The organism is Scopulibacillus cellulosilyticus (assembly GCF_042665295.1).
GTDB lineage: Bacteria > Bacillota > Bacilli > Bacillales > Sporolactobacillaceae > Scopulibacillus_A > Scopulibacillus_A cellulosilyticus.
In genome coordinates this window covers 42,894-64,110 of record NZ_JBHTCO010000017.1, presented here as the reverse complement: position 1 = coordinate 64,110, position 21,217 = coordinate 42,894, and the positions used below count along the sequence as shown (strand labels likewise).

Genomic DNA, 21,217 nt, shown 5'->3' with positions numbered 1-21,217 from the left:
TCAGTCCTTTTGCTTATACTTAGTAATCGCTTCCCGAAGAATGCCGGCAGTGTCTTCAACTTTTGTCGGATTGGCAGCCGCCCAGCCGCCTGTCTCTGAAGAAGCATTATATTTGATTTTATTTTTATCGCGAAGCGGCGGATAAAACTCGATGTGAAAACGGTAATAATGACTTACATCCTCGCCATTTGACGGTCGTTGATGCATCACCATCATATAAGGAAACAGACGATCATATATCTTATCCATACCGCCGACAATCTTTTGCAGTATATCACCTAACAAATACTTTTCATGTTCTGTAAATTCGGTAATTGCTGTCTTATTTTCTTTACTGATAACAAATAAACCATATGGATAATCGGTAAAAAATGGAATAAAAGCGATGAAAGCTTCATTTTCGAGAATAACACGTTGTTCAAAACGTTTTTCTTCAGTAATCATATCGTCAAACATATTTCGATTATTTTTTTCATAATATTTTTGACAATTATTCAGTTCGGTTCTTACTTTTAACGGAATAAAAGGATAAGCGTAAATTTGCCCATGAGGATGCGGCATCGTCACACCAACCTCTTCCCCGCGGTTTTCAAAAATCATCACGTACTTATGTTCAGGATCGTTATCTAATTCAGCAAATGTATCCGTCCAAAGATCAACCAGTTTGTACATATGATTCCGGGTAAGGTCTGGTATCGTTGCATAGTGGTCTGGAGAATATAGGACAACTTCGCATTTCCCTTTAGCTTCTTTTGTTTTATAAAGTGATCCTCCAACATTATCGGGCTCCGGCGGATTTGGAGAAAGTACCGGAAAATCATTATGATAAAGATGGACATCATAATGGTCGGGCACTTGCCCCGACCCTGGACAGAACGGACAGAAATCTTTAGGCATTTGCGGACGGTTTTGCCGCTTTGCCGAAACCATTGTCCAGTCGTCAAGTAAAGGATTATATCTTAATTCAGCCATTAATGACCCTCCTCTTTTAGGTAGCGCTTTCTTTATTAAGATTTCTAAAACTACTATCATTTACTCTTTTAGTAAGATAAAATAGTTCAGCCGACACTTTATTAATTAATTTTATTTACTTTCATTATAGGACCTATAAACAACATTATCAATAGCGCTGTTTACTATTTTATCAGTAAATTTCCATTTTACTCAATAAGCAGCTAGAGTTATAATTAAAGAAAACTTGCCCATTGTTAAGACTAAAGGCATATACAGAATCTTAGTATAAATTAATTTATTTTTGTTTTAATCGTTCATAGGAGTGGTATCAATGACACAAAAGCTATTAGCCGGAAGCTTCCAATTAATGAAATCACTTAACCGCTCATTAATTTTAAATAAAATAAGAACTGAAGGCCCTATTTCACGCGCGGAAATTGCCAAACAGACTAAGTTAACGCCCCCAACAGTCAGTAATATTGTTAAAGAATTAATTGATTCTGATATTGTTATTGAAAGCAACCAAGGAGAATCAAGGGGCGGAAGAAAACCGACAATGCTTATTATAAATGCAAAAAATTTCTTCGTCATTGGAATTGATGTCAGCCCAACCTCCATTTATTCCGTCATAACCAATTTGAATGCCGGTATCATTGACTCAGTTTTCATAGATATTATTCATCCGGTCACAAATGAAAGTCTTCTATCATTACTATCAAACTCAGTAAAACAGCTTCTTAATCAAAATAAACAAATTAATCATGAACATATTTTAGGTATTGGTGTGGCCATGCACGGCATTGTTGATATTGAAAACGGTATAGCCATTTATGCCCCGGGGTTGAAGCTCCGTAACATTCCAATTAAAGAACATCTTGAATCTGAATTTAATATGACTGTTAAAATAGAAAATGATGCCAACTCGATGGCTTTGGGTGAAGCATGGTTTGGAAATGGCTATGATATCGGTGACTTTGTCTGTGTTAATGTTGGCCAAGGAATCGGTGCAGGCATAATTATTAATGGGAAGTTACTTCACGGAAATGAATTCTTAAGCGGAGAAATCGGTCACATGACCATCGATATTGATGGACCTAAATGCAGCTGCGGCAATTACGGCTGCCTTGAAGCATTAGCGGCAGGACCTTATATCGCCGAACGTGCCAAGAAACAGCTCGTTATGGGTGAAGAAAGCATGCTTATAGAAATGACGGACAATAATCTTGATCAATTGACAGGTGAGTTGATTAACCAGGCAGCTTTACAAGGCGATCAATTTTGCATTAAATTGCTTAAACAAACGGGAAAATACCTTGGCATCGGGTTAAGCAACCTTATCCATATCGTAAATCCAAGCTGCATTATTATGGGCGGCGGTGTAACAAAGTCAGGCGACATTCTTTTAGATAGTATTAAGGATACGATCAGCCAAAGAGGGCTGACCGATCAAGCTAAAGCAACTCAAGTTATGCTTACAAAACTCGGTGATCAAGCAGCGGTTATTGGCGCGGTTTGCCTCATGCTGGTTGAGCTGTTCTTTACCGAATCCCCACACAAAAACATACTTTAAAAAGTTATAAAAGCCGTTCCCGCTTGGGTCCGGTTTTTTTAGCTTTTTTCCGTAAACAGAAAAAGTTCATTGACTGGCTCTCATTTTGTTTTTCATATATCATAAAAGGTATGAATTTAAAATGGATAAACTTTTTGGCTGTTCGTCGTTGGATTGATCGAATTTCCGCCTCAGATCCCGGACGAATGCGTCTTCAAAAGGCACTCAGAGTCACATTTGCGGTTGCCTGTTCTGTCCTCAGCATGCTTTTTATCGTTAATACTTTCGCAAAAGGAGAGATAACAGCCGCCATTTTATCGGGCATCATAAGTCTTATGAGCATTACAGCCGTCAATGACGATACAATGGCAGAACAAAAAGTCACCACGTGTCTCTTGCCTTTGTCTGGGGGTATTTCGGTCACAGTAGGTACATGGACGTCAACTTTTAACCATGTGATAGATATTGTATTACTTATTGTTATTTTTTCAGCCTTTTATTTACAGCGTTATCGTTCACGTTATTTTTCTTTATGTATGGTCTCGTTTTTTTCCTTATATATATCCGTTCTCTTGCACGTTAAGTTTGACCAGCTCCTTTTATTTTTAATTGGTATTATTATCGGTGTTGCGTCGGCTTATTTGTCCCATTTTATTCTATTCAAAGAGCGCTCCGATAGGACGTTAAAACGCAGCATGGCTTCATTCCATATTCAAGTTAATTTAACGTTTGACATCATGATTGATATGATACAGGATTTAAAAATTAATTGGCTCAGGCTCAACCGTCTTAACAGACATATCACAAAGTTAAACGCATATACGAGAATGCTGTCAGGTGAACTCCATTCCACAGAGCCATCTCGAATATGGCCCGGCATTCGCTCCCAGCACCTGCGAGTGTATATTTTTAATGCAGAAATGTTAATAGAGACATTATTCTCAGCGTTAAAACGTTTAAAGCTATTACACGCATTTGAAAATGATGTGATCAGAAAATCACTGCTAAATGTCGTCCGTTCGTTACGCTATTCGGATGTGCAGGAGGATGATTATGACCATTCGCATTTAAAGGAAGCTGAAAATGCTGTTCGCGAGTTAAGGGCATATTTAGACCAATTTCATCACAAAAATGATGAAAATCAAGACTGGTTGTATTTAATCAGACGCGTAGAATCGATTGCAAGCCACCTTATTGAAGGCGCCAACCGTATGCGCCAAATTAGAATAGAAAATATAAACAAAGAGAAGCTTAAATCTTTTTTAAACATCGAGAATTCTGAGAGTGACGAATTGGAGTCAAGCAACAACGAAAATGAAAAGGGGATGCGGGTATCCACAAAGAAAGCCGTCCAGGCCGCTATTGCCTGTGAGCTTGCAACAATATTTGGCTATCTTTTGTCGCCTGCTCACCAGTTCTGGGCATTACTTTCTGCGTTTGTCGTTCTTCTTGGAACCGAATCGGTAGGGAGAACGTTTGTCAAAGCCTTTCATAGATTTATTGGTACGCTGATTGGAGCGGTTTGCGGATTCTTTTTCGCTCATCTTGTAGACGGGCGTACGGATTTGGAACTCTTACTCTTGTTCATTTGTATTTTTATGGCTTTTTATCTCCTTGATATTTCATATGCACTGATGACTTTTTGGATGACAATGGTCTTAGCAATCATGTATAATCTTTTGCTCGGCGGCGTTAATGAACAATTATTAACCGCACGTGTTATTGATACACTTGTGGGAGTCGGCATCGGATTGCTCGTTTCCGTTCTTGTCCTTCCTATAAAAACTCGGGATAAAGTCTCCGATAGAACCGTAGACTTCCTGAACGGCTTAAAACTATACCTTAATGGTTTTATTAACAAATTAATAGATAGTGATCAATCCGCTTACCTTGCGGATATGGCATTGGAATTGGACGAGAAACTTCAGCAAATCAGGGATGAAGCAAAACCGCTTCATAACACACCCGGTGCGTTAGGGAGATCCGGCATCGAACGAAGGCTGACCGTTCTAACCGCCTTGAATTATTATGCAAAACATCTCACAGCTTCTACAAACACAGAAGGAAAGATCAGAATCAATCCCTTTTTACAAAGGACGCTAATACAGGTTAATCAACGGTTACAAGATAACCTTGATACTTTAAATAAGCTGATGATAGGAAAAACATTTAAAGCAAGAGTATGGAAGCTTGAAAAAGAAAGAGAACAAATTGAACGTTTTCCTGAACAATCATTTCGTGGAAACAGCAATCAAGACCAATTAGTTTATGACTTATATTACATTTGGCGTATCAATTCTTCCATCGTCTCCTTAGCCAAAGATTTTGGCGCTGAAGTCATAACGACAATTCCATCTTCCTGCGATAGAAGCCCTGAACGGTAATGCCGTCCAGGGCTTCTATTTTTAATTCATTTTTTTAACATACCGCCTGTCATATTGGCCATTCATGCTGCTCATAGACCATATTCCAAAACATATACTCATAACGGGATGTCGTTTGAAAATGTTTCTCTAAAACTTGAAGTTCAAATTCCGGCTTTCCATTCGTCTGTTTATCAAGACATTCAATCAGCCATTGACAAAGCTCCCCGAAGTCATCTGATGCATACATTTCAATCCACTTTGCGTAAGGGTTCTTGGACAATGACTCTCCATTATAGGCATACAGTTCCTTTCCGATTTCCCAATAGCTCCACATGCACGGAAGAAGACAAGAGACAAGTTCAGAAAGTGAACCGTTTTGGGCAACATGGAGCATATAGCGTGTATATGCTAAGTTGATAGGCGTTGGTTCGGTTCGCTCCAATTCCTCTCTTGTAATTCCAAATTCCGATGCATATTGCCTATGTAAATCCATCTCAGTGTTGAATGTTTCGTGCAGAAGTCTGGCAAACCACCCCATTGTTTCAATATCTCTTGCTTTTATAGAACCTATTGCAAACAGCTTGGCATAGTCGATTAAATACACATAATCTTGTTTCATATAATAGGCAAACGTTTCTTGAGGTAATGTTCCATTTCCGATCCCTTGGACAAAAGGATGATCATGGATTTTCGCCCAAATAGGTTCGATATTTTTAGATAACCGTTCTGTAAATGACATCATTCTCTCTCCTTTCGTGTGTTGCACCAATCAGCAATAAAACACGCCATTGTTTTTGTAAAATCCAGCAATTCATGAATACTCACTTTTTCATCTACTGAATGGGCATCTTCTAATTGCCCCGGCCCATATGTAACGGCAGGAATACCGGCTCTTCCAAGCCACCCGGAATCGTTGACAGATGTTGACATACCTATAACAGCTTCTTCATTTGTTACTTTCTTGTGATGATTGCTTAAACGAACAACTGCTGGGTGATCCGGGTTAATTTCCAACGAAGGAAAAATCTCTCCGCGGTCTTCGATCATTGATTTGCCGCCCCAACGAAATTCCGGTGGATTCTCTTTTAGCCATGGGTCTGCCAATGCTGTATTGTATAAATGATCCTCAATTTCTTTTATCACCTCTTCATACGTTTCATCAGGATAAAAATGAACGGTAATCCACAACTTACACTCATCTGCAATAAAGGCCGCATGTCTCCCTCCTTCGATGACAGCCGGATTAATCGTATTGATCCCCGGCGGAAACCCTGGATAACTTTTTGTAATCGACCAATGGCGTTCCAGTTCTTGTAAACCCTGAATGACTTTCATCATTTTTTCTATGGCACTGGCTCCTTTAATCCCGCCGCCGGCATGAATCATTTTAGACCTGAGGCCATCGTGGAACGTTTGTTTACTTTTTACAGTTATCCACCCGGTAATGACACCGCCTTGTCCTTGGATATTTAAGTGACTTGTGTCCATGACAATCGCAAAGTCCCCCGTATAACCTTTTTCAGTGCAAGACAAAGTGCCCGCTTCACCAACCTCTTCGCCGATGACGGATTGAAATTGCAAGTCTCCTTTTAGCTCTATACCAAGTTCCGTTAAAAGCTTAATCGAAAACAAAGCGCAAGCAAGTCCTCCCTTCATATCCGCTGCACCCCGTCCGTATACATATTTATTTTCTTTTCTTAATTGAAAGGGTGAACTTGTCCAATTTGAATCATCTCCGACCTCGGCTACATCTATATGGCCATTAAGAATTAGACTATTATAACGGTCTGAATCTGTTCCTTTTCTAATACCAACAACATTTGGATCACCGGGGAACACATCCCATTTTTCTGTTTTGAAATTTAGGTGTTCCAAGTAATTTTGGATAAATAATTGAGCTTCTGTTGTATTTCTTGCCGGCGGACTAACCGTTGGAAAACGGACTAATTCCTCTAACAATTGTAATAATTCATCTTGAGTTTCCTCTAATTTTATTTCAATTTGTTCTGTTAATGTTGTCATAATAATATCCCCTCCTGACAAAGTTTATGAGAACGAGGACTTGCGGCCGCGCACATATCTGTTAAAGTAAACTTGCCAATTTATAACGCAAAAAACCACTCTTTTTAGCATAAAGAGTGGTTTAAATACATTGATCAAGCCTAAATGGCAAGCTTCCACTTCCCTACGCAGGTATTATCCAGGTCAGGTTCGAAGGGTCTCAAACTTAAGTTTGATCTCAGCCTGTTGGCTCCCCTAGTGTTTAAATACTTATCCAGTTATTATAATATTAACATAAATTCATAGATTCTAAAGATCAATTTTTTAGGGCAGTCATTGGATATTCCTTAAAGTCATTACAATTATCCCCGTATTTAACGCCTAAGGAGTCATTTCATTATTTATAGGGCCCTAATACTTTCACTGCCTCTTTAGCCAACGAGGTATCAACGGCTTTGTTAACATTTACGTTTCCGTCAATGCCTCCGCGTGATTTATACCATTTATATTGATCTTTAATATTATTAACAAACATTTTACCATTCGGGTCTAGGCCTATCACGCTGACTTTGTTCCATATTTTTGGATCTTTAAGTGATGTATTCTTCGTCATGATGTCTATGATTTCTTTTTTATTTCCTTTTCCCTTAACGAATGCATCATTATAATCCCTGACGCCTTTTAAGTAAGCTACCATAAACCTTAGTGCAACAGCATGCTCATCATCAACAAACTTCGGCGATCCAAGTACCATGGCAATTTGAGCTTTTGGTGCATAATCTGTTGTGTCCCCGAAACGATAATGGATACCTTCCGCTTCGCCTTGTGTAATCATTGGTTCGATTTGCAAAGCAGCATCAATTGTACCGTTACTGATTGCCGATACCATATTGCCGAAATCAGGCATTAGAACAAAATGAACATCTTTTCTTGAAAGTCCCGCATGCTTCAACATTTTTGAAAAAATATAATCATCGACCCCATTTTTTGTAGAAACAGCAATTTTTTTGCCTTTAAAATCTTTATACGATTTTATTTTGTTTTTCATCTTTTTACTTACCACGAAGGAAAAGTAGGATTGGCCTTTCAAATTATGTCCTTTGTCGGCAATCATTTTGACATCTATTCCCTGTGCCATCGAATTAAAGAAGGATGCGGAAGAAATACCGCCTGCAATATCAACTTTACCGGAAGCGAGCGCCGGCAGCATATCATCACTGTTAGAGAACTTAGCAAATTTGATTTTAATATTGTAATCTTTGAAATATCCTTTAGCATTAGCAATATAAAATCCCGCAGCAGATGCGGAATCATCCTCCGCAATGACCACGGTGGTCGGCTTCTTTAATGGTTTTAAATTGCCATCCACCGGTTTAGCCTTAGTATCCACAACATTAGATTGTTTTTCTTTTGACGAATCTCCCCCCTGGCAGCCACTTATAATCAAAACAAACAACGGAATCACTAATAAAGCGGCAAGGAATTTCTTCCACACCTTACATGCCTCCTCTAGATGATGTTCAAAAAGTCCCGGAAACATGGGGCAAATACTAAGATGTCTCTGTGCTCCTGCGCGAGGATTAACGATGAAGCTATTCATAGCTCGTCGCAGTGTTCAAAGATGAATATTCTAGTAGACCGTGCTCTGCGCGAGGATTATCGATGAAGCTATTCATAGCTCGTCGCAGTATTCAAAGATGAATATTCTAGTAGACCGTGCTCCTGCGCGAGGATTATCGATGAAGCTATTCATAGCTCGTCGCAGTGTTCAAAGATGAATATTCTAGTAGACCGTGCTCCTGCGCCGCAGATTATTCACAGAGGTATCGCCAACTTCTCGTCGCAACTCGTAGTATTTCGAGAAGCTTTGCTCGTTCCCCCTTTTTGAACTCACATTTATAAAGTTAAGATTGGCGTGCTTTTTCCACTGCGGTTTGCAAATGCTCCCAAATATCAACGAACTCTTTCGACATCTCTGGATTAGAACGGATCGTTTCTACTTTTCTCGGTCTCGGTACGTCAATCATTTTCTCGCGAATAATCTGCCCGGGCTGTGTACTCATTAATAAAATACGGTCGCTCAACAGCAATGCTTCATCAATACTATGTGTAATAAACAAGACTGTTTTCTTTGTTTCTGACCAAATATTAAGTAATTCCTCTTGTAAAATAAATTTGTTTTGCTCATCAAGAGCCGCAAACGGTTCATCCATTAACAGGATTTCCGGATCATTGGCAAATGCCCGGGCAATACTGACCCTTTGTTTCATTCCACCGGATATTTCAGAAGGATAAAGCTTTCTGAAGTCCTTGAGTCCGACTTTTTCAAGATAATAGTCTGTTTGCTGTTTGATCTTGCTTTTTGGCAGATGACGCATTTTTAATCCAAAAGCCACATTGTCTTCGACGGTCAGCCAGGGAATAACGCCTTTTTCTTGAAAAATCATTGATTGCAGCGGCCGGTCTTGGCTTGAGCGCGTAATTTTAAAATCCCCTGTACTCGGTTTCTCAAGTCCCGCCAAAATCCTTAATAGTGTTGTTTTTCCGCAGCCGCTTGGTCCGAGCAAACAAACAAATTCTCCATCATTAATGCTTAAATTTATGTCTTTTATTGCAGTAACAGCCGTTTGCTTTTTAAAGAAAATCTTTGTTAAATGATTGATTTGAATTTTCGGCGTTACGGACATACTCCCCCTCCTTTACAAAAAACTACTTTTTCCATGGAATAAGCACCTTTTGCAGCATTCGCAATAACAGAGAGAAGAAATAGCCAAAGAAAGAAATAAGGATTAAACCCACATACATTTGTTGCAGTAAGAAAGCTTTATACGATGTCCAGATAAGATAGCCGATCCCGGAATGCGCACCCATCATTTCCGCTGCAACAATGGTTAATAATGCGATTGCCTGCCCCATTTGAATACCCTCTAACATCACAGGAAGAGCACCGGGTAAAGCAATCTTAAAGAAAAAGTCTTTTGATTTTGCCCCGTAGTTTTTAGCGACATCTAAATAAATTTGATCAATATTGGCGACACCGGCAGCGGTATTAATAACAACAGGGAAGAACACGCTTCCTGCAATTGTAATCATTTTTGAAAAGTCACTAATACCAAAGATAATTAAAATTATCGGCATCAAAGCAAGTGTAGGAATTGGCATAAGCGCCATGACTAACGGTTGAAAAAAATACCTGAATGGCCGGTACATTCCCATTAACAGTCCCAGTAAAATCGCCGGAATCACACCTAACAGAAAGCCGCCTATAATCCTATATAAACTGATGCCCAAATTATCGAATAAATCACCGCTGGCTGCCATTTTAAAAAAGGTACCGATGATTTCAGTAGGCGGAGGAAAAAAACGTGCATCAATGATATGTGTCCGTGATAAAACTTCCCATAAAATAAGCAAACAAACTGGAGATGCTACCGTGAGCAAATGTTTCACCTTTTGCCTGCGCCGGCCTTTCTTCCACATTTGTTTTTCCACGGCAATTGAGTTTTCCATATAAACCTCTTCCATTTTGGTTGCCATCGTTGCTCACCTCTAGTAACCACATCATATGCACATTCGCCCAGTGCGTGACAAAAGACGCATATAAAATTTATTTTGTGTCAATTTCATAGCAAGCCGTTTTGAGACATACGAAACAGTCTTTTGTCAATATTTTTGTGGATAAGTGGATAACCTCTAAAAAATTCGATGGACAGTGAAATGAATTTGTGAGTAATAATTGGGGATAAAAATTAAAAATCCTGTGGATATTGTGGGTAAATATGTGGAATACCCCTAGATTAGCCTATATATTTGTGGATAAACCTGTGGAAACTGTGTATAATCTGAAAATAAAAACATCAATTTTTTTTAGCGATTTAGTAATGAGGAACTATTTTAAAAAAACCCTTCGCAATTCACTGCGAAGGATTCTTCACACTATGATTACCAAGATATTCCCATAAATAGATAGCGGCATAACTATTAAATGGCGACCAGCTCTTCGCCTTATTTTCTATAAAATCTAAAGTAGGCTTTTGTTCCAATTGATAAAACTTTTTAATACCGTTTTGAATGCCAATATCTCCAGCAGGCATTAAGTCCTCTCTTCCCATGCCGAATAATAAAACATTTTGCGCTGTCCAGGGGCCAATTCCTCTTATTTTGACCAATCTTTTAATGACTTCACCATTGTTCAATTGTTTAAGCTCATCTAAGGATAAGGACTTTTCAGCTATCAGCCGGGATGTATCTACAAGATATTCTGCTTTTCTGCGGCTAAATTGCAGTTCTTGTAATGACTCATAAGGAATGTCAGCAACTGTTTCCGGACGGGGATAAAACCAGACATCATCAATAGAAAAACCAAATTGCTTCACAAACCGCTCCGTTAATTGATAAGAGAAAACTAAATTTAACTGTTGATGAATAATACATTTGACAAGCGACTGATAAATACTAAAGTCTTTGATCAATGGCATGCCTTTAAATTCTAAAAATAAAGGGGCCAGGTCTGTTTTAGAAAAATGATCGGTAATATCATGTAAGGATCTATCCCATTTAAATATACCTGTCATTTGCTCAATTACTGTTTCATCTTGACTTTGGGCCGATACTTTAAAGGCAGGCTGTTCAGTTGTTCCTATAGCTTGTACGGTTGCAACTTGCGGTTCTCCTTCAATCCATAACGGTATTTTAATTAAACGTTTGTTTAATTCAATATGGATTAATGGGTCAAAGGCTAAACGCCTTAATGCCCTGTCAAAATCATATGGTCCTTCAATATTGATGATTTTTTCCACATGAGGTCGCCTCCTTTATTTCAATGCTTCAATCTAACTTTTTTAGAATATTCGGCACATGCCTCAACCCACCGTTTCGGCATATTCGGGTTTGAAGCGAAGTGAAGATGTGTATATCCCGCAACAACATTCGGAAAATAGCAGCCTTCTTCTTTTACGCCTCCTATGCCTTTAATCTCGTAGACATGCTGCATATCGCCATTTTGATAAAAACTCGAATAATGAAATTCATGACCGCGCGCCGTTTCTCCCTTTTCTAAAAGAATCGTAGATTTTAAAGCCGTTACATCGCGATAACCGATTGCTGTCAGGCGGTCTTGCATCTTTATATCTCCCGGAATGACCCCCGTCATAGGATAAGTTTTACCGGCTGTTGTTGTTATTGATTCAGCCAGGAACATATAGCCCCCGCATTCTGCGAGCGTTGGTAAGCCGGATGCGATCTTATTTTTAATCTTTTCCATTAAATGTGATCGCTTAGAAAGTTCAGCGGCGAATTCTTCAGGAAAGCCGCCGCCAAGATATAGACCGTCAATAGCTTCTGGCAGCTTCTCACCCGAAAGCGGACTGAAATAGACGATTTCTGCCCCTTCCTTTTCAAGCAGATCCAAATTTTCCTGATAATAAAAATTAAAGGCCGCATCCTTTGCAACCGCAATCCGTACTTTTTCAGGCCTCGTATCTTTTCTCTTTGAAAACAGCTTTTCTTCCGATTGGACAGGCGGTGTGTTTTCAGCAAGTGTCATCAATCTATCCAGGTTGATTTTTTCCTCAACAATTTGACCTAATTGATTGAAAAAGCCGTCTAATTCTCCCCGTTCAACAGCAGGAATTAATCCTAAGTGACGCTCGGGAATACTCGGGCTGTCATTTGTAAGTAAATGCCCTAAAACTTGTATACCGCATTCTTGTTCAATCGCTGTCTGTGCCAGTTTTGCATGACCTGGACTTCCCGCATAATTTAAAATCACACCGGCAATATGGACATTCGGATCAAGAGATTGGAATCCTTTAACGATAGCGGCGACGCTTCTGGCCATACTGGAAATATCAACAATTAAAATAACCGGCGCTGCAAGCAATGTACTTATTTCCGCTGTGCTGCCAATATTATTCTCCGGACTCCTCCCGTCATAAAATCCCATAACGCCCTCAATCACCGAAAGATCTGCACCTGCACTGCCCCGTACAAAAATTTCCTTTACGATGTCTTTTTCGACCATCCAGCTGTCTAAATTCCGGGATACCCTGCCCGTCACAGCTGTGTGATAGCTGGGATCAATGTAATCGGGGCCGCATTTGAACCCTTGAATGTCTAATCCCCTTTTTTTCAGGGCAGCCATTATGCCGATTGTTATGGTTGTTTTCCCGACACCGCTGCCAGTGCCCGCGATGACAAGCCGAGGCTGCATGGCGTCACTTCCTTTCTTCTGGTTGGGAGCTTTTAACCGTGACAAATGGTAAAGCTCCCAATACTTTTCTACATCGGTTTCACAGATCCCTGTATTTTTAACTTTATAAATCAGCTAACGTATAACCGCCGTCAACTTTTAAAACAGTCCCTGTTGTAAATTCATTCGTCATTAAAAATAAAAAGGCTTGTGCAATATCTTCAGGTTTCCCTATTCTATGAACCGGCGTTGCATTTGCGACTGAGTTAAAATATTGTTCCCTTTCTTTATCAGACATTTTGCTGTATAGGGGTGTATCGATAATCCCAGGTGAGACGGTATTTACACGGATAGGACTTAATTCTATGGCCAAGGCTTTCATTAATGATTCGATACCGCCGTTAATTGTTGAGAGGATAGATGTCCCCGCAGCCGGTTTTTGTGATAAAATTCCCGTACAAAAGGTAATCGATCCATTTTCTCTAATATACGGCGCACCGTACTTGGCCGCAAAATATTGTCCCCAGTATTTTGCAGCAAATGTTTTTTTAGCTTCAGAAGTATCTAAATCCAAAAATTTCCCGGTTGGTCCGCCCGCTGCTGTTGAAACAAGATGATCAAACTGCCCTATTGATTCGAAAAATTGCTGCATCGCTTTTTCATCAGTCACATCAAGGGAATAGGTTTCTAAATTTCCCCCAGCTCTATCTTTTGCTTGTGCTAATTTATCTTTTGATCGGCTGGCAATAATGACTTGGCCGCCTTCTTCTGCCGCTGCCTGCGCTGTTGCAAGTCCCATTCCCGAGCTTCCGCCTAAAACAACAATTTTCTTTCCTTGTAATTGCTTACCCATATGTATCATCTCCTTTATATTTTACTTATAGAATAACAAGCAAACGATAAATCAAAAAAGAAAAAGCCTTACCAATATTATGATAAGGCTTACCAAATATATGACGGCATTGTTTTATGAGCCATAAGGTAATCAAGGCTTTGGAATGTGTAACCTTGTTTCTTTAAATCGTCTATGACTCTGCCCAGTGCATCAGCATTATCCTTTGACACTGTATGCAATAATAATATCGCTCCGGGATGTACGCGTTTCATAATACTTTTATAGGCATAATCCCCGCCTTTTTGCTCATCCCTTACCCAATCTTTATAGGCAAAGGACCAAAAGACGCTCGTGTAACCCATTTCATCCGCAAGCTTTAATGATCTTTCACTGAACGTTCCGCGCGGCGGCCGTAAATAGATCATGCCTTTATCACCAGTGAGTTTTACATAAGCTTTCTCTAATTTATCCAGCTCTTTTTTATATTTTTTATCGCTTATTTTTGAAAGATCCGGATGGCCCCATGAGTGGTTGCCAATAATATGACCTTCTTTGTACATTCTTTCGACAATCTTCGGTTGATCCTCAATATAATGACCAGTAATGAAAAAGGCAGCAGGTACATGTTTTTCTTTAAGTATATCAAGAATTTTATCTGTATAACCCGCTTCATAGCCGTTATCAAATGTTAAGTAAATAATCTTTTTACTTGTATCTCCTATATATACCCCGTTGTATTTCTTTAAGAGAGCTTCATATTCTGGTTCTGTCGTTGCGGGCTGGTTATTTTTACTCGGTTTGAAGTACCAATCTTCAGCTTTAGCAAAAGACGGATGAACCATAAAAAGAAGCATTAATGCCAGGATTAACATTAACCTTTTTTTCATAAGCATCGGCCTCCTTAACCTTTAGGATGACCGCGTACAAGTAAAATATGTAATGCCTTTTTCATTTAACTTAATTCTTAAATCCAATCATCATGAAACCTTTGCACCTTTATTTTAAGGTCATTCAGCATCTTCAAAACGTTATCCAAGTCACTTGGTTCGGCCGTTTCACTATCCATCGTTTCAACAACTTGAGCCAATAGCTTCGTCCGTAGCTTTAAATAAATGAGTTGTTGTTCTTTTGTTTGAGCTGCTCTCCCCATTGCATTCACCTCTTCTATTCTTTTCCTCTTATCATAACTGTTCTAAGAAAAATCTAAAACCAGCGCAAAAAAGCACTGGTTAATATTTAGTACCAAAATATCTTAAGGAAAGATGATCCTGAACAGGAATCCATGCACCGATTCCCTGCTGAACGATGTTTTTAACTTCTAAATATTTTTTACCGCCGTCCAGTACGAGGTAAACTTCTCCGTAAGTAATTTTCCCTTTCTCGTTTACAGCCGGAACGTAACCATATATGTGACCGACAATTTTCGGTTCAACATGATACACTCTGTCAATTTTCGTTCCTTTTCCGACAATTGTTGAGAACGAAATTGGCAGGTTCGTTTTTTCCGCGGCTTTCATAAGCACCATTTTCTTTACTTCTTTTTGATTGGGGACTCGGGCTGTTAAACCGCCGTTAACCTTCATTTCCTTATCCTGATTGTAATTAAACTTCTTCGTTTCATTACCGCCAAGGTTGTCAATTTTCTCATCATTAATTTTCTTATATTCCCAGTTAACTGTCGTTTTATTTGACTCATAGCTCAGCGGCCATTTACCTAAAAAAATACGGGCATGATAACCAATTGACAACTTAGAAGGATGGATATTCGATTCATTTAAAACCTTGACTAAAGTTGGATTCTCAATTTTCAGTTTTGCCGTTTTGAGCAATGTTTTCGTTAATTGGCTTGGTTGAAGCTGAGGTACATCATGGGATGGATTAGGATAAGTATTTTGTTTAGAAATGTCTACAACAGATTTTGGTACCTGAACAGCATTCATCTTATTTTCAGGGACTTTCGGCTGCTCTTTGGCATACGCCGGAACACTGATTAACAATCCAAGAAAAACAGCAAGAATGACTTTTTTCACAATTGCTCCTCCTTTCTTCCCTATTTTCTTCGCTTATGAGTAAAATTATCCATGATAAAGACGAAGAATAGGAAAGAAAGTTTATGACCAATTTGGCGCGGATGCCAACGTTTTTTATAAAGAAAACTTGCCGATTGGCAAGCCGTTAAGCGCAGCCTGAGGCCTTTTAGTACTCCAGAGCACAAGTCTCACTTCATTGAACTTACACTTTATACCTTAAAATTGTCCCTGCGTCGAATTAAATCTGTGCTGCCGATTTCTCAAAGTGTAAAAAAGAAGCACCTTTAAAAGATGCTCCAGCAGTTTTTAAACTAATTCATACGTTTCTGTGACCTCGATACTGCCGATTACGGATTGAACCATAGAACAATTTTTCGTTGTAAGCTCCATAATTTTATCCATTTTATCTTCTAACCCTTTGCCTTTAATTCTAAAGTGAAGGTGCACTTTTTCAATACGGTCTGCTTTATCAGGGTTGCGTGTAACTTCAGCTGTAACTTGAATATCTTCAACTTCCAAGCGTTTTTTCTTTAAAATTTTTCTCATCACAGATACACTGCAGCCGGCAAGTGAAGCGACCATGAGCTGGTAAGGCCGAAACCCCTTTTCCTCATCTGCCGATATATCCAATGCTCCGAAGCCGGTATCCGTTTGAATGCCATGTTCTGTCATTTTAAATTCCATAACCGTCATCCTTTCAAAATGTTTAATTTCATCATAACGAATTCGTGAAAATTTGTCAGTTTGATTGTATCTCCATTCAAACGGTTAAAATTTTTCTCAGACAATTTGAAATTCCTCTAGTATAATGGCCTTTGGGGGTGGTTATTATTACTTATGCAAACTTTCGCTTTTACCTTTTAGTCGCAACAGTATTTGTTTCAGGCGTTTCCCAAGGGATGTTAATGCCCCTTCTTTCTATATTATTGGAAGACAGCGGAACGTCATCCACCCTTAATGGTTTAAATGCTGCGGCTTTGTACATTGGCATCCTGATTGCTTCACCATTTATGGAAAAGCCAACATTCCGGTTCGGTTATAAACCAATGCTTATTATAGGGCTTATGGTAGATATGATCTCCATTTTTCTATTTCCATTCTGGCAAAACTTTTGGTTTTGGTTTTTATTAAGGCTGATAATAGGTTTTGGCGACAATATGCTGCACTTCGCAGCTCAAGTATGGATCATGGAGACGAGTAAGCCTGAGAAAAAAGGCCGCGACATCGCCATATACGGCTTTTCATTTGGATTAGGCTTTGCGGTTGGCCCTTTAATGCCGCGTCTATTAAAATTCAGCATTTATTATCCTTTTTTCATTGTAAGCTTAATATGCTTGGCTATTCTCATTTTAATGTTATTTTTGAAAAATGATTACCCTGATGCCCATTTCCATGATCAACCGCAGGATTTTGGCGTAATGAAACGGTATAAAAAGGTTATCCTATTAGGATGGGCAGGTCTTATCACGACATTTGGCTTTGGCTTTTTTGAGTCTTCATTAAACGGTAACTTTCCGGTATTTGCACTGAGACATGGATTAAATATAGAAGATATATCAACATTATTACCTTGTTTTGTTGCAGGCGGCCTGATTACACAAATGCCTTTAGGCAGTTTGGGTGATCGACTTGGCAGAGGACGGCTCATCCTGATTATTTCCTTTTTCGGATCATTCTCTTTCCTGACAGCCGGATTTATTTATCATTCCTTCGGAGGTTTAATGGTTATTTTTGCGATTACCGGCATGTTTATTGGTTCATTATTTTCATTAGGAATGACTTTTATTAGCGATCTTTTGCCGAAAGTCCTGATTCCGCTTGGAAATATTTTAGCCAGCGTTGCCTATGGGATTGGCAGTATGTTCGGCCCTTTGATCGGAGGCTCATTGATTAAAACGCCGGGCGGCGGTTTCTTTTTTGGTATAGCAGGAGTCATGTTCATCGTGTTCCTTGCCTGTTTGATTCATAACTTCAGCTATTTAAGGGAAAAGCAGCAGTCTTCTAAAATGTAATATCATTGACTTCATGCTGCCATGCCCATTATAATATTAATCAGATGATAATTATTATAATTTAAGGAGTGACATTGATGCGTTTACGTGATGAAATGCCAGAACTCGAAGGTGCTACAACTTGGCTTAACGGCGAAGTTACAAAAAGCGACCTTATTGGAAATAAACCAACACTCATTCATTTTTGGTCTGTCAGCTGCCATCTTTGTAAAGAAGCCATGCCAAAGGTTAATGAATTTCGTGATGAATATAAAGATGAGCTGAATGTCGTAGCCGTACACATGCCGAGATCTGAAAAGGACTTGGACATTGATCAAGTCAAAGAAGTAGCGGCTGAACACGGGATAACCCAGCCAATCTTTGTTGATAATGAACACAAATTAACTGATGCATTTGAAAATGAATACGTTCCAGCCTACTACGTTTTCGATGAAGAAGGAAAACTTCGCCACTTCCAAGCTGGCGGCGGCGGTATGAAAATGCTCACCAAACGCGTCGACCGCGTTCTCGGAAAAAACAAATAGACTGTTAAATTGTATTTAAAAACTCCGTACCCTTAAAGGATGCGGAGTTTTCTATTTCCAGCTTCTTTTGAAAATATATGTAACGATACTGTATAAACATTTAAATAATACCCATCCAAAAACGGCTCCGATTGTATTAAGAAAAATATCATCGACATCAAAAATTCGTTTTGCAAATAAAAATTGGCACGTTTCAATAATAAGACTCATAAAAAATGAAAGGAAAAGATTCGTCTTAAAGGTTCTTAACTTACGATAAATTAATGGAAGAAAAAAACCAAATGGTAAAAATAAACCGACATTGCCTAATACATTTTTTGCAAACAACCATGGATTGCCGCTGTTAAACATCAGTTTAATACTGTCGAAAAGCTCCAAATTAAATGATTTTCCATAAGTATAATAATTAAATGTAAAGAGTGTTACATAAAAGAGAATCGTTAAGTAAGTGATAAATATAGGCAGACAAAACCTTTTAACACGTTTGCGAACAATTTCAGGCATATAGAACACCTTCATATTTAAAATTGTATCTTCATTATAATTGATGCATGTCACTATAATCCATCCCAGTTTTACTTTTTTCCTTTACAATTTTATTGCACATGATATAATGTATTTAATACAATATAATAATTATTATAATTAAAATTTGAATTTGTTTTGCTGTCGCATATTAAGCGGCAGCATTCGCTGTTTTTAAGGGTATTGACGTTGAATTTCATTCTCATTTAAAAAAGGGGTGTTTCAATTATGAGTCAACTGAGTCTTTCTTCCAAGCCGCAGACTCCCGCTCAGCAACCTTATTTCCAAACAATGAAAAAACACTGGGAATTAATTGCGGCGCTTTTTTCAGGGCTTCTGATCTTAATTGGCTGGATGACAAGCCTTTATTTTCATACGACACCTTGGTATTTATTCCTGATTGCCTATATCATCGGCGGTTATGCCAAGGCAAAAGAAGGATTTTACGACACAATTAGAAATCATGAGTTAAATGTAGAATTGTTAATGATTTTAGCCGCTGTCGGCGCTGCCTGTATTAACCATTGGTTAGAAGGCGCTGTATTGATCTTTATCTTTTCATTAAGCGGCGCCCTTGAAACTTACGCAACGGACCGAAGCTCTAAGGCTCTATCATCACTTATGTCGCTTCAGCCTGAAACGGCAAGGCTGGTTTCTCACGGCAATGAGCAAATCGTCCCCGTAGAGCGCCTTAATCCCGGAGATATGATTCGAATCAAGCCCGGTGAACGGGTACCGGCTGATGGCAGTATTATTATTGGCAGCACTTCGCTTGACGAATCTGCTATGACTGGTGAATCTATTCCGCTTTTTAAATCTGAAAACGACGAGGTTATGGCTGGAACTGTAAATCTTAGCAGCGCTGTCACTGTCAAAGTAACAAAAAAGAATGATGAAACCCTGTTCCATAAAATTTTATCGCTCGTTCAAAATGCCCAAAGTGAAAAAGCTCCCTCACAAGTATTTATAGAGAAATTTGAGCGGCATTATGTCAAAATTGTTTTAGTTTGTGTTGCTTTAATGATTATCCTGCCCCCTTTTATATTCAACTGGACTTGGAGCAATACGATATACCGGGCAATGGTTTTACTTGTTGTCGCATCTCCTTGTGCACTTGTCGCATCGACAATGCCGGCGGTGCTGTCATCTATTGCATATGGAGCTAAGAAAGGGATTCTTATTAAAGGGGGTGTCCATTTAGAACAGTTGAGCCGGATTAAGGCGATCGCTTTTGATAAAACCGGAACACTGACAAATGGACGTCCGGAGGTTATCAATTTTGTCCATAGCAGTTCTTTAGAAGATAATGAATTCTTACTTGCTGTTGCCGCTATCGAATACGAAGCAACGCATCCTCTGAGTGAAGCAATTGTCCGTTTTGTTAACGAAAAAACTCAAGATCCCAGACCAGAAGCCAATAACGTTGAAACAAAACCAGGGTTAGGGGTTGAAGGCGTTGTTAACAATAAAAAATTTATTATTGGTAAGTCCGGGTACGTTAACGAAAAGGCGGCAAAAGAATTTATTAAAGACCAGCAGATCGATATCTTAAATGGGCAAACCCATGTATTCGTGGAATATAACGATAGAGTTATAGGTATGTTCTTCTTAAAAGATAAAATACGCAATACAAGCCAATCAGCTATTAAGCAGCTTCAACGACTTGGTATTGAAACAATTATGTTAACCGGAGATAACAAGGAAACTGCTGAAGCCTTGGCAAAGGAAGCCGGTGTGTCGCAATTCGTTGCCAACTGTTTACCGGAAAATAAAGTAAACGAATTAAAGCAGTTACAAAAACGGTTTACAAATGTTGCAATGGTTGGCGATGGTATTAATGACACGCCTGCAATGGCAGCCTCTTCTGTCGGCATTGCTATGGGCGGCGGTACGGATGTCGCATTAGAAACATCAGATATTGTATTAGTGAAAAATGACTTGCTGCGTATCGTTGACATCGTCCGTCTTTCGAAAAAAATGGACCGGATTATTAAACAAAACATTGTATTTGCTCTTGCCATGATTATCGTTTTGATTATCAGCAACTTTTCTCAAATCTTATCCATGCCTATTGGTGTTATCGGACATGAGGGCAGCACTATACTTGTTATTTTAAATGGATTGAGATTATTGAAGGGGTAAATAACAATTCTTTAAATCCATTTGTTGATTTCCAATATACTCCTAAAAAAGCAGGCTTATCAAAATGATAAGCCTGCTTCTTAGTTATT

Annotated in this window: 19 protein-coding genes and 1 riboswitch; of the genes, 5 read left to right on the top strand and 14 right to left on the bottom strand. The window is 39.0% G+C overall.

The genetic code is table 11. The features are described from left to right. The gene (gene galT / locus ACFQRG_RS13365; RefSeq protein WP_380966786.1) at positions 1-972 is read right to left on the bottom strand and encodes a galactose-1-phosphate uridylyltransferase; all 972 of its coding nucleotides are present in this window, start codon (positions 970-972) and stop codon (positions 1-3) included. Between the two features lie 313 nt (positions 973-1,285). Here galT and ACFQRG_RS13360 point away from each other — a divergent pair, with 313 nt between their 5' ends. Then, complete coding sequence (locus ACFQRG_RS13360) at positions 1,286-2,524, top strand: ROK family transcriptional regulator (protein WP_380966784.1); 1,239 nt, start codon at positions 1,286-1,288, stop codon at positions 2,522-2,524. A gap of 134 nt (positions 2,525-2,658) precedes the next feature. Continuing rightward, positions 2,659-4,887, top strand: coding sequence for an FUSC family protein (locus tag ACFQRG_RS13355; RefSeq protein ID WP_380966782.1), 2,229 nt, complete (start codon positions 2,659-2,661; stop codon positions 4,885-4,887). Between the two features lie 49 nt (positions 4,888-4,936). On the opposite strand, the gene tenA is transcribed toward ACFQRG_RS13355, so the two are convergent. From tenA to ACFQRG_RS13295, 12 genes are all read right to left on the bottom strand, one after another. Continuing rightward, positions 4,937-5,611: a thiaminase II gene (gene tenA / locus ACFQRG_RS13350; RefSeq protein WP_380966780.1), complete on the bottom strand. Its 675-nt coding sequence runs from the start codon at positions 5,609-5,611 to the stop codon at positions 4,937-4,939. Further along, the gene (locus ACFQRG_RS13345; RefSeq protein ID WP_380966778.1) at positions 5,608-6,891 is read right to left on the bottom strand and encodes an acetylornithine deacetylase; all 1,284 of its coding nucleotides are present in this window, start codon (positions 6,889-6,891) and stop codon (positions 5,608-5,610) included. Before ACFQRG_RS13345 ends, tenA begins: the two co-directional genes overlap by 4 nt. A gap of 143 nt (positions 6,892-7,034) precedes the next feature. Continuing rightward, positions 7,035-7,137, bottom strand: a riboswitch (TPP riboswitch). A gap of 130 nt (positions 7,138-7,267) precedes the next feature. Beyond that, positions 7,268-8,410 carry an ABC transporter substrate-binding protein gene (locus tag ACFQRG_RS13340; RefSeq protein ID WP_380966776.1) on the bottom strand — a complete coding sequence of 381 codons (1,143 nt, stop codon included), beginning with the start codon at positions 8,408-8,410 and terminating at the stop codon, positions 7,268-7,270. A 364-nt stretch (positions 8,411-8,774) separates the two neighbouring features. Further along, positions 8,775-9,557, bottom strand: a complete 783-nt coding sequence (locus ACFQRG_RS13335) for an ABC transporter ATP-binding protein (protein WP_380966774.1) — start codon at positions 9,555-9,557, stop codon at positions 8,775-8,777. A 22-nt stretch (positions 9,558-9,579) separates the two neighbouring features. Beyond that, complete coding sequence (locus tag ACFQRG_RS13330; protein WP_380966772.1) at positions 9,580-10,407, bottom strand: ABC transporter permease; 828 nt, start codon at positions 10,405-10,407, stop codon at positions 9,580-9,582. 377 nt (positions 10,408-10,784) lie between these two features. After that, positions 10,785-11,669, bottom strand: coding sequence for a DNA-3-methyladenine glycosylase family protein (locus tag ACFQRG_RS13325; RefSeq protein WP_380966769.1), 885 nt, complete (start codon positions 11,667-11,669; stop codon positions 10,785-10,787). A gap of 20 nt (positions 11,670-11,689) precedes the next feature. After that, positions 11,690-13,081, bottom strand: coding sequence for a cobyrinate a,c-diamide synthase (locus tag ACFQRG_RS13320; RefSeq protein ID WP_380967034.1), 1,392 nt, complete (start codon positions 13,079-13,081; stop codon positions 11,690-11,692). 103 nt (positions 13,082-13,184) lie between these two features. Beyond that, positions 13,185-13,913, bottom strand: a complete 729-nt coding sequence (locus tag ACFQRG_RS13315; RefSeq protein ID WP_380966766.1) for an SDR family oxidoreductase — start codon at positions 13,911-13,913, stop codon at positions 13,185-13,187. An 89-nt stretch (positions 13,914-14,002) separates the two neighbouring features. After that, positions 14,003-14,782, bottom strand: coding sequence for a delta-lactam-biosynthetic de-N-acetylase (pdaA, locus tag ACFQRG_RS13310; protein WP_380966764.1), 780 nt, complete (start codon positions 14,780-14,782; stop codon positions 14,003-14,005). A 77-nt stretch (positions 14,783-14,859) separates the two neighbouring features. After that, on the bottom strand, positions 14,860-15,045 hold the full coding sequence (locus tag ACFQRG_RS13305) for an SE1561 family protein (protein ID WP_380966762.1): 186 nt from the start codon (positions 15,043-15,045) through the stop codon (positions 14,860-14,862). 79 nt (positions 15,046-15,124) lie between these two features. Further along, positions 15,125-15,925 (bottom strand): YfkD family protein, encoded by an 801-nt coding sequence (locus tag ACFQRG_RS13300; RefSeq protein ID WP_380966761.1) that lies wholly within the window; start codon positions 15,923-15,925, stop codon positions 15,125-15,127. A 306-nt stretch (positions 15,926-16,231) separates the two neighbouring features. Further along, on the bottom strand, positions 16,232-16,609 hold the full coding sequence (locus tag ACFQRG_RS13295; RefSeq protein WP_380966759.1) for an OsmC family protein: 378 nt from the start codon (positions 16,607-16,609) through the stop codon (positions 16,232-16,234). A gap of 137 nt (positions 16,610-16,746) precedes the next feature. Between ACFQRG_RS13295 and ACFQRG_RS13290 the strand changes: the two genes are divergently transcribed. Together ACFQRG_RS13290 and ACFQRG_RS13285 are read left to right on the top strand one after the other, a co-directional pair. Beyond that, positions 16,747-17,937: an MFS transporter gene (locus ACFQRG_RS13290; protein WP_380966757.1), complete on the top strand. Its 1,191-nt coding sequence runs from the start codon at positions 16,747-16,749 to the stop codon at positions 17,935-17,937. A gap of 77 nt (positions 17,938-18,014) precedes the next feature. Further along, a complete protein-coding gene (locus ACFQRG_RS13285) occupies positions 18,015-18,461 on the top strand; it encodes a TlpA family protein disulfide reductase (RefSeq protein ID WP_380966755.1) in 447 nt (148 codons plus the stop codon). 51 nt (positions 18,462-18,512) lie between these two features. Here ACFQRG_RS13285 and ACFQRG_RS13280 read toward each other — a convergent pair whose 3' ends face one another. Next, complete coding sequence (locus tag ACFQRG_RS13280; protein WP_380966752.1) at positions 18,513-19,019, bottom strand: VanZ family protein; 507 nt, start codon at positions 19,017-19,019, stop codon at positions 18,513-18,515. A gap of 195 nt (positions 19,020-19,214) precedes the next feature. On the opposite strand from ACFQRG_RS13280, the gene ACFQRG_RS13275 reads away from it, so the two are divergent. After that, complete coding sequence (locus ACFQRG_RS13275; protein ID WP_380966750.1) at positions 19,215-21,128, top strand: heavy metal translocating P-type ATPase; 1,914 nt, start codon at positions 19,215-19,217, stop codon at positions 21,126-21,128. Positions 21,129-21,217: the final 89 nt, after the last annotated feature.